13 protein-coding genes and 1 tRNA gene are annotated in these 14,134 nt (G+C 68.9%); 7 read left to right on the forward strand and 7 right to left on the reverse strand.

What is annotated here, in order from left to right; all coding sequences use genetic code 11:
- Window positions 1–34: 34 nt before the first annotated feature.
- The 3 genes from AC1RTC_RS08080 to serS form a co-directional block, all read right to left on the reverse strand.
- Window positions 35–119: transfer RNA gene (locus tag AC1RTC_RS08080), tRNA-Ser, on the reverse strand.
- 59 nt (window positions 120–178) lie between these two features.
- Complete coding sequence (locus AC1RTC_RS08085) at window positions 179–982, reverse strand: HAD family hydrolase (RefSeq protein ID WP_493155000.1); 804 nt, start codon at window positions 980–982, stop codon at window positions 179–181.
- Window positions 979–2,247: a serine--tRNA ligase gene (gene serS, locus AC1RTC_RS08090; RefSeq protein WP_493155001.1), complete on the reverse strand. Its 1,269-nt coding sequence runs from the start codon at window positions 2,245–2,247 to the stop codon at window positions 979–981. Before serS ends, AC1RTC_RS08085 begins: the two co-directional genes overlap by 4 nt.
- A gap of 39 nt (window positions 2,248–2,286) precedes the next feature.
- Between serS and AC1RTC_RS08095 the strand changes: the two genes are divergently transcribed.
- Entirely contained in the window at window positions 2,287–3,276 is a 990-nt protein-coding gene (locus AC1RTC_RS08095) for a diacylglycerol/lipid kinase family protein (protein ID WP_493155002.1), read from the forward strand.
- Between the two features lie 3 nt (window positions 3,277–3,279).
- Here the strand turns inward: AC1RTC_RS08095 and AC1RTC_RS08100 are convergent, their stop codons facing one another.
- Genes AC1RTC_RS08100 through pheA form a run of 3 tightly spaced genes read right to left on the reverse strand, consistent with a single transcriptional unit; the run spans window position 3,280 to window position 4,930 of the window.
- Window positions 3,280–3,534, reverse strand: coding sequence for a hypothetical protein (locus AC1RTC_RS08100; protein ID WP_493155003.1), 255 nt, complete (start codon window positions 3,532–3,534; stop codon window positions 3,280–3,282).
- Window positions 3,535–3,536: 2 nt separating this feature from the next.
- The gene (locus AC1RTC_RS08105) at window positions 3,537–3,986 is read right to left on the reverse strand and encodes a hypothetical protein (protein ID WP_493155004.1); all 450 of its coding nucleotides are present in this window, start codon (window positions 3,984–3,986) and stop codon (window positions 3,537–3,539) included.
- Entirely contained in the window at window positions 3,986–4,930 is a 945-nt protein-coding gene (gene pheA, locus AC1RTC_RS08110) for a prephenate dehydratase (RefSeq protein WP_493155005.1), read from the reverse strand. The genes AC1RTC_RS08105 and pheA overlap by 1 nt, the downstream gene beginning before the upstream one ends.
- Window positions 4,931–4,964: 34 nt before the next feature.
- Between pheA and pgm the strand changes: the two genes are divergently transcribed.
- Window positions 4,965–6,581, forward strand: coding sequence for a phosphoglucomutase (alpha-D-glucose-1,6-bisphosphate-dependent) (gene pgm, locus AC1RTC_RS08115; RefSeq protein ID WP_493155006.1), 1,617 nt, complete (start codon window positions 4,965–4,967; stop codon window positions 6,579–6,581).
- A 40-nt stretch (window positions 6,582–6,621) separates the two neighbouring features.
- Here pgm and AC1RTC_RS08120 read toward each other — a convergent pair whose 3' ends face one another.
- Window positions 6,622–7,464 carry a M15 family metallopeptidase gene (locus tag AC1RTC_RS08120; RefSeq protein ID WP_493155007.1) on the reverse strand — a complete coding sequence of 281 codons (843 nt, stop codon included), beginning with the start codon at window positions 7,462–7,464 and terminating at the stop codon, window positions 6,622–6,624.
- A gap of 237 nt (window positions 7,465–7,701) precedes the next feature.
- On the opposite strand from AC1RTC_RS08120, the gene AC1RTC_RS08125 reads away from it, so the two are divergent.
- The 5 genes from AC1RTC_RS08125 to AC1RTC_RS08145 all read left to right on the forward strand — a co-directional run bounded on the left by AC1RTC_RS08125 (window position 7,702) and on the right by AC1RTC_RS08145 (window position 14,103).
- The gene (locus AC1RTC_RS08125) at window positions 7,702–9,435 is read left to right on the forward strand and encodes an MDR family MFS transporter (protein WP_493155237.1); all 1,734 of its coding nucleotides are present in this window, start codon (window positions 7,702–7,704) and stop codon (window positions 9,433–9,435) included.
- Between the two features lie 292 nt (window positions 9,436–9,727).
- The gene (locus tag AC1RTC_RS08130) at window positions 9,728–11,035 is read left to right on the forward strand and encodes an ABC transporter substrate-binding protein (protein WP_493155008.1); all 1,308 of its coding nucleotides are present in this window, start codon (window positions 9,728–9,730) and stop codon (window positions 11,033–11,035) included.
- Between the two features lie 99 nt (window positions 11,036–11,134).
- Complete coding sequence (locus tag AC1RTC_RS08135) at window positions 11,135–12,154, forward strand: carbohydrate ABC transporter permease (RefSeq protein WP_493155009.1); 1,020 nt, start codon at window positions 11,135–11,137, stop codon at window positions 12,152–12,154.
- On the forward strand, window positions 12,151–13,044 hold the full coding sequence (locus AC1RTC_RS08140) for a carbohydrate ABC transporter permease (protein ID WP_493155010.1): 894 nt from the start codon (window positions 12,151–12,153) through the stop codon (window positions 13,042–13,044). The genes AC1RTC_RS08135 and AC1RTC_RS08140 overlap by 4 nt, the downstream gene beginning before the upstream one ends.
- A 51-nt stretch (window positions 13,045–13,095) precedes the next feature.
- Entirely contained in the window at window positions 13,096–14,103 is a 1,008-nt protein-coding gene (locus AC1RTC_RS08145; protein ID WP_493155012.1) for a LacI family DNA-binding transcriptional regulator, read from the forward strand.
- Window positions 14,104–14,134 lie beyond the last annotated feature (31 nt).

Here is a 14,134-nt window from a genome sequence, read left to right on the forward strand (position 1 = left end):
CCGTATGGCCCGGCAAAAGTGCGGTCAGGCTGAGCGGAGGGCGTGGGATTCGAACCCACGAGACATTGCTGCCCACCAGTTTTCAAGACTGGCTCCATCGGCCGCTCGGACAGCCCTCCCGGCGTGACCAAGCTCCGAGTCTACCCGACAGGGCCGCGCAAAACCCTGAGGATACGCCCTAGAAGGCGTCCAGCACGGTCGCGACGCCGTCGTTGAGATCGGTGCCGGTGGTCTCGTTGGCGACCCGGCGAACCTCGTCCGGAGCTTGGCCCATGGCCACCCCGCGGCCCTCGACCGACGCCCACTCGAGCATGTCGATGTCGTTGCGGCCGTCTCCGATCGCCATCACGCGGTTGCGCGGGATGCCCAGCATGCCCCGCACCCGCTCCAGCGCCGTGGACTTGTTGACTCCGTCGGGGGCGATGTCGAGCCAGGCCGTCCAGCCCACGTTGTAGCTGACCTTGTGCAGGCCCATGCGCTCGACGACAGTGAGGAAGTCCTCGATCTTGTGGCCGGGAGAGATGACGACGACCCGGGTGGCGTGCTGCGCGAGGAGCTCCTCGAACGGCACCTTCTCGCTCACGGCGCCGAGCGTGCCGTCCGGGAACGACCCCGTGAACTTGTAGAGCCCCGCCTCGTCCTCCACGGCGTAGTTGGCGCCCTCGAGGTTCGTGCGGATCGTCGTGAGCACCTCGCTCGGGTCGAAGGTCTCCACGTGCTCGCGGCGGTAGCCGGTGGGGGCGTCCGGGTCGCGGCGCAGGGTGATCGCGCCGTTGGAGCAGACCACGTACTCGGGCGTGATCGACAGCCGGTCGAGGATCGGCAGGGTCATCGCCACGGACCGGCCGGTGGCCAGCATCACCTCGTGCCCCGCATCCCGAACCTTGCCCACGGCGGCGATCACGGCGTCGTTCATGACGCCGTCCTCGCGGAGCACGGTGCCGTCGATGTCGAGGGCGATCAGCCAGCGGCCCGCGCTCATGCGACGGGCTCGAAGACCTCGAGGCCTCCCAGGTAGGGGCGCAGCGCCGCAGGCACGACGACCGAGCCGTCAGCCTGCTGGTGCGTCTCGAGGATCGCGACGAGCCAGCGGGTGGTCGCGAGCGTGCCGTTGAGGGTCGCGACGGGCGAGGTCTTGCCCGACTCGGTGCGGTACCGGATGTCGAGGCGGCGGGCCTGGTAGGTCGTGCAGTTGCTCGTGCTCGTGAGCTCCCGGTAGGTGCCCTGCGTCGGCACCCAGGCCTCGATGTCGAACTTGCGGGCGGCGGACGAGCCGAGATCCCCCGCGGCGACGTCGATCACGCGGTAGCTCAGCTCACAGGCCGCGAGCATCGACTCCTGGTACGAGACGAGGCGCTCGTGCTCCGCCTCGGCGTCGTCCGGGAGCACGTAGGTGAACATCTCCAGCTTGTTGAACTGGTGGACGCGGAGGATGCCCCGGTTGTCCTTGCCCGCCGAGCCCGCCTCCCGGCGGTAGCAGGTCGACCAGCCCGCATAGCGGAGGGGGCCGTTCGACAGGTCGAGGATCTCGTCGGAGTGGTACCCGGCCAGCGCCACCTCGCTCGTGCCGGTGAGGTAGAGGTCGTCCTCTTTGTCGAGGTGGTACACCTCGTCGGCGTGCTCGCCGAGGAAGCCGGTGCCCGCCATGATCTCGGGCCGGACGAGGGTGGGGGTGATGAGCGGCACGAAGTCCTCGGCGAGCGCCTTGTCGAGGGCCATGTTCATGAGCGCGATCTCGAGCCGCGCGCCGACCCCCCGCAGGAAGTAGAACCGGCTGCCCGAGACCTTCACTCCGCGCGCGATGTCGATGGCGCCGAGTAGCTCGCCGAGGTCCGCGTGGTCGCGCGGCTCGAAGTCGAAGGTGCGGGGGGTGCCGACCTCGCGGAGGGTGACGAAATCCTCCTCGCCGCCGGCGGGAACACCCTCGATCGTCACGTTGCCGAGTGAGCCGACGATGCGCGTGAACTCGAGTTCGGCATCCGTCGCCTTCTGGCCTGCTTCCTTGACCTGGTTGGCCAGGGCCTGGGCCTGCAGGACGAGCGCCTTCTTCTGGTCGGAGGGCGCGGTGGCCACGGTGCGGCCGAACGCGTTCTGCTCCGCCCGGAGCTTCTCGAAAGCCTGGATGGTGGTGCGGCGCTCGGCGTCGGCTGCTATCGCGTCGTCGACGAGCTGCACGGAGGAGCCCCGCGACTCCTGCGACCGTCGAATGGAGTCCGGGTCATCACGCAGGAGCTGGGGATCGATCACCGGTCAATCCTACGCAGCGCATGGCGTACCGTTGGCAGCGTGGCGACTCCCTCGGTGGACAAGAAGATGCGGGCTGCTGTCGTGTACAACCCGATCAAGGTAGACATCTCCAAGCTCAAGGACGCGGTGCAGGCTGCGACGAAGGCGGCGGGCTGGGCTCCCACGATCTGGTTCGAGACGAGCGAAGAGGATGCCGGACAGGGCGTCACCGAGAGCGCGGTCCGCCGCGGCGCCAACGTCGTGATCGCAGCGGGCGGCGACGGCACTGTGCGTGCCGTGGCGGAGGCCCTGCGCGACAGCGGAGTGTCCCTCGCGCTCCTGCCCTCGGGCACCGGAAACCTCCTCGCCCGCAACCTCGAGCTGCCGCTCACCAACCTCGAGCAGGCCGTCGAGATCGCGTTCACCGGCGACGACCGCCAGGTCGACCTCGGCATGGTCGAGATCGTGCGGGCCGACGGCGACAGCGAGGAGCACGCGTTCCTCGTCATGGCGGGCCTGGGCCTCGACGCCAAGATGATCAAGAACACGAACACGAAGCTCAAGAAGGCCGTCGGCTGGCTCGCCTACATCGACGGCATCACCCGGTCGCTGCCCGAGCTCAAGCCCGTGCGCATCCGGTACCGCCTCAACGGGGCTGCGGAGCGGGCGATGAGCGTGCACACCATCATCGTGGGCAACTGCGGCATGCTCCCCGGCGGGCTGCTGCTGATGCCCGAGGCGAAGCCGGACGACGGCATCCTCGACATCGCCGCCCTGCGCCCCCGCGGCCCGTTCGGCTGGGCCAAGGTGTGGCGGAAGGTCGCGTGGGAGAACGGGGTGCTGCGCAAGTCGGCCCTGGGCCGCAAGATCATCGACCTCTCCGCCGACGTGCGCGACGTGACCTACCTCACCGGCACCGACCTTCGGATGACCGTCGAGGGCAAGCCCGAGGAGTTCCAGCTCGACGGCGACGAGTTCGGCGAGGCCCGCTCGGTGCACGCCTGGGTCGACCCGGGCGCGCTCACGGTGAAGGTGCCCGCGGCCGAGTAGCCGCTAGTCCGCCCGAGCCCTCCACAGGAGCCCGTGCACGGCGAGGACGACGACCAGCGAGACGAAGCCCGCGAGCAGCAGCGGTGACGCGCTGGTGCCGGCGATTGACGCCCAGTCCACGTCGGGCTCGACCATGGGGCCGGCGGCGAACTGGGCATACCTCTCGGCGGTGGCGACCGCGCTCACCCAGGCGACGGCGAACCCGAGAGCGACAAGGGCGACCGGGATGCTCCACAGCACCGCGAGGCGGATGCGCACCGCTACGCCCGCCCGGCCTTGACCGCGCCGATGGCCAGCCGGAGGACGATGCCGACGAAGCCCGCGACCAGGAGCGCCGGCGGCAGCATGTAGGCGAGCTGCTGCACCATCAGTTCGGCGCCGGTGGGCAGGTTCGAGCCGGAGTAGACATCGCGCTGGCCCACGCGCCACAGGAGCACTCCCGCCGCTATCAGCAGCCCGATGCTCACCAGCAGCAGCGCGAGCAGCCACGGGTTGCGGCGGGATGCCACGTCCTCGGGCTCCTCCTCGAGCACAGGTGCTGGCGCGGGCTCTGGCGCGCGCTCCGGAGGGGCCGGCAGCGGGGCGGGGCGCTCCGCGGGGGTGCGCAGTACCGAGCGGCGTGCCACAGGAGCGTGCACCGCGGGGTCGTAGCCGCGCTGGAAGACGGGGTCGAACCGGGGGTCGACCTCGGGCGCCTCGTCGTCCGCCACTACTCGTCCTCCCCTGCGACCAGCCCCCGCAACCAGTCCCGGGCGTCCACGAACGCGTCATTGTCGTAGCGGGGGATGACCGTGATCGGCAGCTTGTCGGCGCGCGGGTAGCTGCCGAGGAAGATCACCTTGGGGCTGAAGCGCTTGAGGCCGAGCAGCGCGTCCGCCACCCGCTCGTCGAGGATGTGCCCGTCGAGGTCGATGACGAAGCGGTACCGCCCGAGCGCGTCGCCGATCGGGCGGGACTCGAGCAGGCTCATGTTCACGCCGCGGGTGGCGAACTGCTCGAGCATCTCGAGCAGGCGGCCGGCCGTGTCATCCGGCAGCTCGGCAATGATGCTCGTCTTGTCGCTGCCCGTGGGGGCCGGCAGCGGCGCGACGCGGGAGACGAGCACGAAGCGGGTGACGGCGTTGGGGTTGTCGCCGATGTTCTCCGCGAGCACGGTGAGGTCGTGGTGGTCGGTGATGCCGGGGGGCGCGATCGCGGCGTCCGCCAGCTCCGATTCGAGGAGGGATGCCGCGGCGGCCACGTTCGACGTCGCCGGGATGTGCCCGTGCGACGGAAGGTGCTTGTCGAGCCACAGGTGCGTCTGCCCGTACGCGACGGGATGCGCGTTGATGACCTTCACGTCGGCGAGCGCCGTACCGGGCCGGGCGACGAGCACGAAGTTCACGGGGACCAGGTACTCCCCCAGGATGCGCAGGTTCGGGATGCTCGCCAGCGCGTCCTGCGTCGCGCTCACCCCGCCCTCCACCGAGTTCTCGATCGCGATCATCGCGGCGACGCTGCGCCCGGCGACCACGTCGTCCAGCGCCTCGCCCACGTTGTTGACCGACCGCCAGTTCTTGCCCACGGCGTCGGGCACCTGCTTGAGCGCCGCCTCCGTGAAGGTGCCGGCGGGACCCAGGTAGGAGTAGGTCTCGGGCGCGGTGCTGTCTGGCATGGTGACGAGTTTAGGGCGGTGCCAGACTGAGGGCATGAACGACCGCGCAGGCACTGCCGCCCAGCCCTCCGACCTCATCGACGTGCACGAGCTCGTGGAGGCGTACTACCAGCGGGTGCCGGATGTCTCGATCCCCGAGCAGCGCGTGGTGTTCGGCACGAGCGGCCACCGCGGGTCATCCCTCGACACCGCCTTCAACGAGACGCACATCGCCGCGATCACGCAGGCGATCGTCGAGTACCGGGCCGGCCAGGGCATCACCGGCCCGCTGTTCATCGGCAAGGACACGCACGGGCTCTCCCGCCCCGCGGAGACCACCGCCCTCGAGGTGCTGGAGGCGAACGGCGTGGAAGCCCTCGTCGACGAGTTCGACGACTACGTGCCCACCCCCGCGCTGAGCCACGCGATCATCAAGTACAACGTCGAGCACCCGGGCGAGCCGCAGGCCGACGGCATCGTGATCACGCCGAGCCACAACCCGCCCCGCGACGGCGGCTTCAAGTACAACCCGCCGCACGGCGGTCCCGCCGACAGCGACGCGACGACGTGGATCGCCGACCGCGCGAACGCGCTGATCGCCGACGGGCTCCGCGGCGTGCTCAGGGCCGAGCCCAGCGGCGTCGCCACCTACGACTACCGCAAGCACTACGTCGAGGACCTCGAGAACATCATCGACATCGACGCGATCAAGAAGGCTGGCGTCCGGATCGGGGCGGACCCGCTGGGCGGGGCGAGCGTGAACTACTGGAAGCTCATCGCCGAGCACTACGGGCTCGACCTCACTGTGGTGAACCCGCTCGTCGACCCGGCCTGGGCGTTCATGACGCTCGACTGGGACGGCAAGATCCGCATGGACCCGTCCTCCCCCAGCGCCATGGCCTCCGTCGTCGCGCGCCGCCACGACTACGACATCCTCACGGGCAACGACGCGGACGCCGACCGCCACGGCATCGTCACCCCCGACGGCGGCCTGATGAACCCGAACCACTACCTCGCGGTCGCGATCCGCTACCTCTATACCCACCGCGCCAACTGGCGCCCGGATGCCGCGATCGGCAAGACCCTCGTCTCGAGCAGCATGATCGACCGGGTGGCGGAGTCGCTGGGCCGGCGGCTGTGGGAGGTGCCCGTCGGGTTCAAGTGGTTCGTCCCGGGCCTTGTGGACGGCTCAGTCGGCTTCGGCGGCGAGGAGAGCGCGGGCGCCAGCTTCCTGCGCAAGGACGGCACGGCGTGGACCACGGACAAGGACGGGATCCTGCTCGCCCTGCTCGCGAGCGAGATCCTGGCCGTGACGGGCAAGACGCCCTCACAGCTCTACGCGGAGCTCGTGGCGGAGTTCGGCGATCCCGCGTACGAGCGCGTCGACGCCGTGGCATCCAAGGAGCAGAAGGCGCGCCTCGGCAAGCTGAGCGGCGGCGCGATCACGGCCACCGAGCTCGCCGGCGACCCGATCACCGCGCGGCTCTCGGAGGCGCCCGGCAACGGGGCCGCGGTCGGCGGGGTGAAGGTCGTCACCGAGTTCGCGTGGTTCGCGGCCCGCCCGAGCGGCACGGAGGACGTCTACAAGATCTACGCGGAGTCGTTCAGGGGGCCGGAGCACCTGAAGCTCGTGCAGGCGGAGGCCAAGACGATCGTCGACGCGGCGCTATGACCGGCGCCGTCCTGGCGCTCGCCGCGACGGTGCCGCGCGCTCAGTCCGCGTAGTCGGGCGCCGCGGGGAGCCCGAAGAACTCCTCGAGGGTCATGACCCCGGTGTTGTGCATCTCCGTGGCGAGGGCGACGCCGACGTAGCGGTAGTGCCACGGCTCGAACTCGTACCCGGTGATCGGCGTGTACCCGTTGGGGTAGCGCAGGATGAATCCGAAGCGCCACGAGTTCGCGGCGAGCCAGGTGCCCTGCACGGTGTCGGCGAAGCACTGGTCGAGCGAGCACGTCGCGTCGTCCGCGCTCAGGTCGATGGCGAGACCGGTCTGGTGCTCGCTGTAGCCGGGCCGAGCGCTCGTGAGGTCGGCGCCCTCCTGGCCGTAGGTCGCCACCCAGCCGGCGTAGACGCGCTCCTGGCTGGAGTACGGGCGGTAGGAGCTCTGGTTGCTCATGGTGCGGCCGCCGCTCTCCGACGTGAAGGCGGCGAGCATCCCCTCCAGCGCGGTGGCGGCCTCGGCGCGCAGGTACGGCACGTAGTCGGCGACATACGGCATGTTGACCTCGGTGAGGTCAGGTGCCTCGTAGTCCGCGGGGTTGAGGGGGCGCAGCTTGTCGACGACCAGCCAGATGCTCGCCGGGTCGTCGATGGAGAGGGCGGTCTTGTCGAAGGTGGGCGTCGGAGTGGGCGTCGGCGTCGGGCTCGGCGTCTTCGTCGGGGTCTTCGACGCGGTCGGGAGCGGGGTGGCGACCGGCTCCGCCTTGGGTGAGAGCACCACTATCGCGACGACGAGCGCGACCACCAGGGCGCCACCGATCACGGAGAAGAGGACGATGGTGCGCCGCTGTCTCACGGCCTTCGACGGCCTACGACGGGGGCGCAGATCTGACACCCCCCGATCATAAGCGCCGATTGACTCCCCAGGGAGTACGGGGGAGCTTGCCCACCTGTGTGCGTCGGGTGTAACTTTGCACTCCACGCAAACTTTTCTGGGCCATCGTCGGACGCGTCTCCGTCGATGGCCGTCTTTTTGCTCACCAACCACACCACGTCGAAGAGAGACACCATGTCGCGCGTCGAATCCAAGGGCAAGCAGCAGGCACAGGCAATCGCCGATGCCGGCGGCGTCATGACCCACCGCCAGATCCTGTTCGTGATCTTCGGGCTGATGGCGGGGATGTTCCTGTCCTCCCTCGACCAGACGATCGTCGGCACGTCGATGCGCACCATCGCCGACGACCTCGACGGGCTCAGCCTGCAGGCCTGGGTGACCACGGCCTACCTGATCACCTCCACGATCGCCACGCCGATCTACGGCAAGCTCAGCGACATCTTCGGGCGCCGGCCGCTGTTCATCATCGCGATCGTCATCTTCCTGGTCGGCTCGGTCGCCGCCGGGTTCGCCGACTCGATGTACCAGCTCGCGATCTTCCGCGCGATCCAGGGCCTCGGCGCCGGCGGCCTCATGGCCCTCCCGCTCGCGATCATGGGCGACATCCTCGCCCCGCGCGAGCGCGCCAAGTACCAGGGGTACTTCCTCGCCGTGTTCGGCATCTCCAGCGTCATCGGCCCGCTCATCGGCGGCCTGCTCTCCGGCACGCCTGAGATCCTGTTCATCACCGGCTGGCGCTGGGTGTTCCTGATCAACCTCCCGATCGGAATCGTGGCGCTCGGCATCGTCCTGCGCTTCCTGCACATCCCGCACACGCGCCGCAGGGTCCGCATCGACTGGTGGGGCGCCGCCACTGTCGTGGTCGCCCTCGTCCCGCTGCTGCTCGTCGCCGAGAAGGGCCGCGACTGGGGCTGGGACTCCCCCGCCGCCTTCGCCTGCTACGTGATCGGCGCCCTCGGCATCGCGGCGTTCATCGTGAGCGAGAAGCTCATGGGCGATGACGCGCTCATCCCGCTCAAGCTGTTCAAGAACCGCACGTTCTCGATGTCGACCGTGCTCGGAGTGCTCGTCGGCTTCGGCATGTTCGGCGCGATGATGACCATCCCGCTGTACCTGCAGCTCGTCGAGGGCGCGACCCCCACCGAGAGCGGCTTCCTCATGCTCCCGATGATCCTCGGCCTCATGATCGCCTCGATTGTGAGCGGCCAGATCATCGCCCGCACCGGCAAGTACGCGATCTTCCCCAAGACCGGCACCATCCTGATGGCGTTGGGCTTCTTCTGGCTCACCTTCCTCACCACGGACAAGCCCGTGATCTGGATCATGATCGGGATGTTCCTGATCGGCCTCGGCCTCGGCCAGCTCATGCAGACGCTGACGATCGCGGCGCAGAACTCGGTGGGCCCGCGCGACATCGGCGTGGCCACTTCGTCGAGCACGTTCTTCCGCCAGATCGGTGGGACGCTGGGCGTCGCGGTGCTGTTCTCCGTGCTGTTCTCGCGCATCCCGCAGACGATCGCCGACGCGTTCGCCTCGAAGAGCGTCCAGGAGGGCATCGCGGCGGCGACCGCCGACCCGGCGGTGCTCGCCGACCCGAAGAACAAGCAGATCCTCGAGCTCTTCCAGTCTGCCCAGAACGGCGGCTCGGTGGGCAACGCGCTCGACGGCGACACCTCGTTCCTGAACAACGCCGACCCGCGCCTCGCGGCGCCGTTCCTCGACGGGTTCAACAACGCGACGGTGTCGATCTACTGGGTCGGCCTCGCGGTCGTGCTCGTCGCGTTCGTGCTGAGCTTCTTCCTCAAGGCGGCGCCGCTGCGCGCGAAGTCCGCCCTGCAGGAGAACTCGGACAACGACGCCGCCCTCGCCGCCCAGGCGGCGGCCGCCGAGATGGGTGCGATGGTCGCGCCGGACGCCGAGTCCGAGCCTGCCGCCGAGGCTCCGGAGAGCCCCTCGCCGCGCAAGAAGTAGTTCCACCGAGAAGGGGCCGGATGCCGCATCCGGCCCCTTTTTCGCGCCTGCGCGTGGGAGTTTTTTCGGCAGCGCCCGACGGCGCCAGAGGCGCGGAATCTTGCGGGAGTAAGCGGTTGCAGCCCTCGCCTTCTCGTGGGAGCGCTCTCAGCCAGTACTTGACAGGGTTCGAAGAGCGCACCTACTCTGTCCCAGACCGCCGTGGGAGCGCTCTCACGCATCTGGAGAGAGCGCTCTCACAGCAGTAGAACCAGCCCAAAGAATCCCCCACCACGCACACAAAGGAGTGACCGTGAGAACATCACGACGCACAATCGCCGCGGTAATCGCCGGCGCAGCAACCATCGCCCTCGTCACCACCGGATGTTCCACCGGCGGCACGACGGGAGGCGGCGATGACGAGAAGATCACCCTCACCATCACCACCTTCGGCACCATGGGCATCGACGCGAACTACGACGCGTACATGAAAGAGCACCCGAACGTGACGATCGAGGCGACCAACCTCGCGGACGGCGGATCGGCTCGTGACGACGCCTACGCGAAGATCGCCGCGGGCACCGGCCTGTCGGACGTCGTGGCCATCGAGGAGGGCTGGCTCTCCAGCATCCGCGACGTCTCCGACGCCTTCGTCGACCTGAACGACTACGGCTTCTCCGACCTGGCCGACAAGGCGGGCTTCCTCGACTGGAAGGTCGCGCAGGGCACTGATGCGTCCGGCCGCCTCTTCGGCGTCCCGCTGGACATCGGCCCCGAGGGCCTCTGCTACCGCGGCGACCTGTTCGCGGCTGCCGGCCTGCCGAGCGACCGCGACGAGGTCCGCGACCTCTTCGGCGGCGACAACGCCACGTGGGCGGACTACTACGCCGTGGGCGCCAAGTACCAGGCGGCGACCGGCAAGCCCTTCTTCCACAACCCGTCGTTCCAGTGGAACGCCTTCGTGAACCAGCTCGACGAGGGCTACTACAAGAAGGACGGCACGACCCTCAACATCGAGGACAACCAGGCTATGAAGGACCAGCTGTCCCTCATCGTCGACAACGCCAAGCTCGGTGCGGGCCTGCCCGCCTGGGGCGTCGGCGACCAGGCCAAGCAGGACCTGTTCGCGACCTACATCTGCCCGAGCTGGATGCTCGGCGTGGTGAGCGGCTACTACGACGCGGGCACCACCGGCACCGGTTGGGACTTCGCTGACGTCATGCCCGGCGGCTCCGCCAACTGGGGCGGCTCGTTCCTCGGCGTCTCGGCCTCGTCCGAGCACAAGGAGGCTGCTGCCGAGCTCGCGCTCTGGCTTGCCGCGCCCGAGCAGAACAAGGTCGCCTTCGAGGCTGCCGGACCGTTCCCGAGCTCGAAGGAGGGCCAGTCCCTCGTGGCCGACTCGACCAACGCGTTCTTCAACGACGCTCCCGTCGGGCAGATCTTCTCGAGCCGCTCGCAGGGCGTCGTCGCGCAGGTGAAGGGCGCTGAGGACTCCGTCATCCAGGACAACGTGTTCGGTGCCGTGCTCGACAAGGTCAGCCAGGGCGAGATCACCACGGGTGCGGATGCGTGGGCGCAGGCCATGGACCTGCTCCACCAGCTCGTTCCCGAGAGCAACTAGCGCGACCGGTACAGCGCACACAGTTACCCGGTGGCCCCCCGCGCACGCGGGGGGCCACCCTCCCTCCCTCGCCACACCAGCACCAGATCGGCTTCCACCATGACCGCGACGCCCGCCCCGCGCATCCCGGGCCTCACCTTCCGCCAGCGCGCCTCGCGGTTCGACGTGAAGGTATCCCCGTACCTCTACGTCTCCCCCTTCTTCCTGCTCTTCGCCCTCATCGGGCTCTTCCCGATCCTGTACACGCTCAACGTGTCGCTCTACAACTGGCACCTGCTGAAGGGCCAGGGCGCGTTCGTCGGGCTGCAGAACTACGCCGACGTGCTCACCGACGGACTGTTCTGGAACGCCTTCGGCAACACCATCAGCATCTTCCTGCTGTCGGCGGTGCCACAGCTGGTCTTCGCGGTGATCATCGCCGCGGTTCTCGACCAGGCGCTGCGCTGGAGCACCTTCTGGCGGATGTCCGTGCTCCTGCCGTACATCGTCGCCCCCGTCGCCGTCGCCGTGATCTTCACGCAGATCTTCAGCCAGTTCAACGGCCCCATCGCGGGCTTCTTCGAGTGGATCGGCGTCGAGCCCATCCGCTGGTCGTTCGACGTCATCCCGTCGCACATCGCGGTGGCCAGCATGGTCAACTGGCGCTGGACCGGATACAACGCCCTCATCCTCCTCGCGGCCATGCAGTCCGTGCCCCGCGACCTCTACGAGTCCGCGGCGATCGACGGCGCCTCGCGCGTGCGCCGCTTCTGGTCGATCACCATCCCGATGATCCGCCCCACGATGATCTTCGTCATCATCACCTCCACCATCGGCAGCCTGCAGATCTTCGCGGAGCCGAAGCTCTTCGACCAGGGCTCGGCGGGAAACGTGTACGGCGGCTCCAACCGGCAGTACCAGACGCTCGTCCTCTACCTGTACGAGCTCGCCTTCCCCCGTCGTGACTTCGGCCACGCGGCCGCCGTAGCCTGGCTGCTCTTCCTCCTGATCGTGATCTTCGGGATCATCAACTTCCTGATCTCGCGCACGATCGCAGGACAGGACGCCCGCCCGCGCCGCGGAACACGACGGGCGCGCCGCGCCGTCGCCGGAGAGACCCTCGGAGGACCCCAGTCATGAGCGTGCTCATCCGCAACACCGAAGGAATGTCCGCGCCCGCCACGGCCGGCCGTCGTCGGCGCCCCATCGACCGGCCCGGCCCCTTCAGCTACGCGCTGCTGATCGCCGTCGTCGCCGGGGCCGCGTTCCCGCTCTGGTGGTCGTTCGTCATCGGCAGCCGCCAGGCCTCCGACATCAACCTGCAGCCGATCGCGCTCATCCCGGGACCGAACTTCCTCACGAACGTGGCGAAGGCCTTCGAGACTGTCGACTTCGCGAAGGCGCTGCTCAACAGCCTCATCATCTCGGGCACCATCACGGTCTCCGTGGTGTTCTTCTCCACCCTTGCGGGCTTCGCCTTCGCGAAGCTGCGCTTCCGTGGCCGCAACGGGCTCCTCGTCGGCGTCATCGTGACGATGGCGATCCCCACCCAGCTCGGCATCATCCCGCTCTTCATCCTGATGTCGAAGTACCTGCACTGGACGGGAACGCTCGGCGCCGTGATCGTGCCCGGCCTCGTCACCGCCTTCGGGGTCTTCTTCATGCGGCAGTACCTGGTCGACGTCATCCCGGACGAGCTCATCGAGGCCGCGCGCGTCGACGGCGCGACCATGTGGGGCACGTTCTGGCACGTAGGCCTGCCGGCGGCCCGCCCGGCCATGGCGGTCCTCGGGCTCTTCACCTTCATGGCGGCGTGGACCGACTTCCTCTGGCCGCTGCTCGTGCTCGGCCCGACGAACCCTAGCGTCCAGACCGCCCTCGCCGCACTGAGTGCTGCGGGCGGGCACACCCCGGACCACTCGATGGTCCTGGCCGGTGCCGTCGTCTCCGTCATCCCGCTGCTCATCCTGTTCATCGTCGCCGGCAAGCAGCTGATCGCCGGCATCATGCAGGGTGCCGTGAAGGGATGATCGCCCCGCTCCACCCGCTCGCGCCAGAACAGGCGGCTTAGACTGTCCGCCGTGACGACCGAGACCGCGCCGACCCTCGAGGCGGTCGCTGCCCTCGCCGGGGTATCGCGATCGACAGTCTCACGGGTGGTGAACGGATCGACCAAGGTCGCCCCCGAGGCGATCACCGCGGTCAACGACGCGATCGACCGGCTCGGCTATGTGCCGAACCGCGCGGCGCGCACCCTCGCGAGCCGCCACACCAACACGATCGCGCTCGTCATCCCGGAGAACACCGCGAAGTTCTTCGCCGACCCCTATTTCGCCTCGGTGATCCAAGGCGTGGCGATGTACCTCGCGACCACCGACTACACCCTCACCCTGCTCATCGCGTCGGAGACCGACCCCGAGAAGACCCGGCGGTACCTCCAGGGCGGCAACGTGGACGGCGCGCTGATCCTGTCGCACCACAGCGACGACCGCTCGTTCACCCAGCTCGCCCGAAGCCTCCCCGTCGTGTTCGGAGGCCGGCCGATGAGCCAGGAGGGCTCCGACAACTACATCGTCGATGTCGACAACGTGGATGCCTCGGCGCGCGCCACCCGGCACCTGATCGAGCACGGCCGCCGCAAGATCGCCACGATCACCGGCCCGCAGAACATGGCGGCGGGGCTCGACCGGGTCGAGGGGTGGCGGCTCGCGATCAGCGAGGCCGGCCTCGAGCCCGGCGCCCTCGAGGTCGGGGACTTCACCCCGGTGGGCGGTGCGGAGGCGATGCGCCGGATGCTCGCCTCGGGGGCCGAGTTCGACTCCGTGTTCGTGGCCTCCGCGCAGATGGCCTCCGGCGCCCTCGGGGTGCTCCGCGAGCACGGCCTCCGCGTGCCCGAGGACGTCTCCGTGATCACGATCGACAACGACTGGTTCGCGCAGAACTCGACGCCGCCCCTGACGACCATCGACCAGCCGTCGATGATCCAGGGCTCGACGATCGCCGAGGTGCTGGTGCGCATCCTGCAGGGGGAGGCCGTGCCCCGCACCACGATCATCCCCACCACTCTCGTCGAGCGAGCCTCGGTCTGACGCGATGATGACAACCGAGCGCTCCGGAACC

This window comes from Rhodoglobus sp. GW821-FHT12B09 (assembly GCF_058809925.1).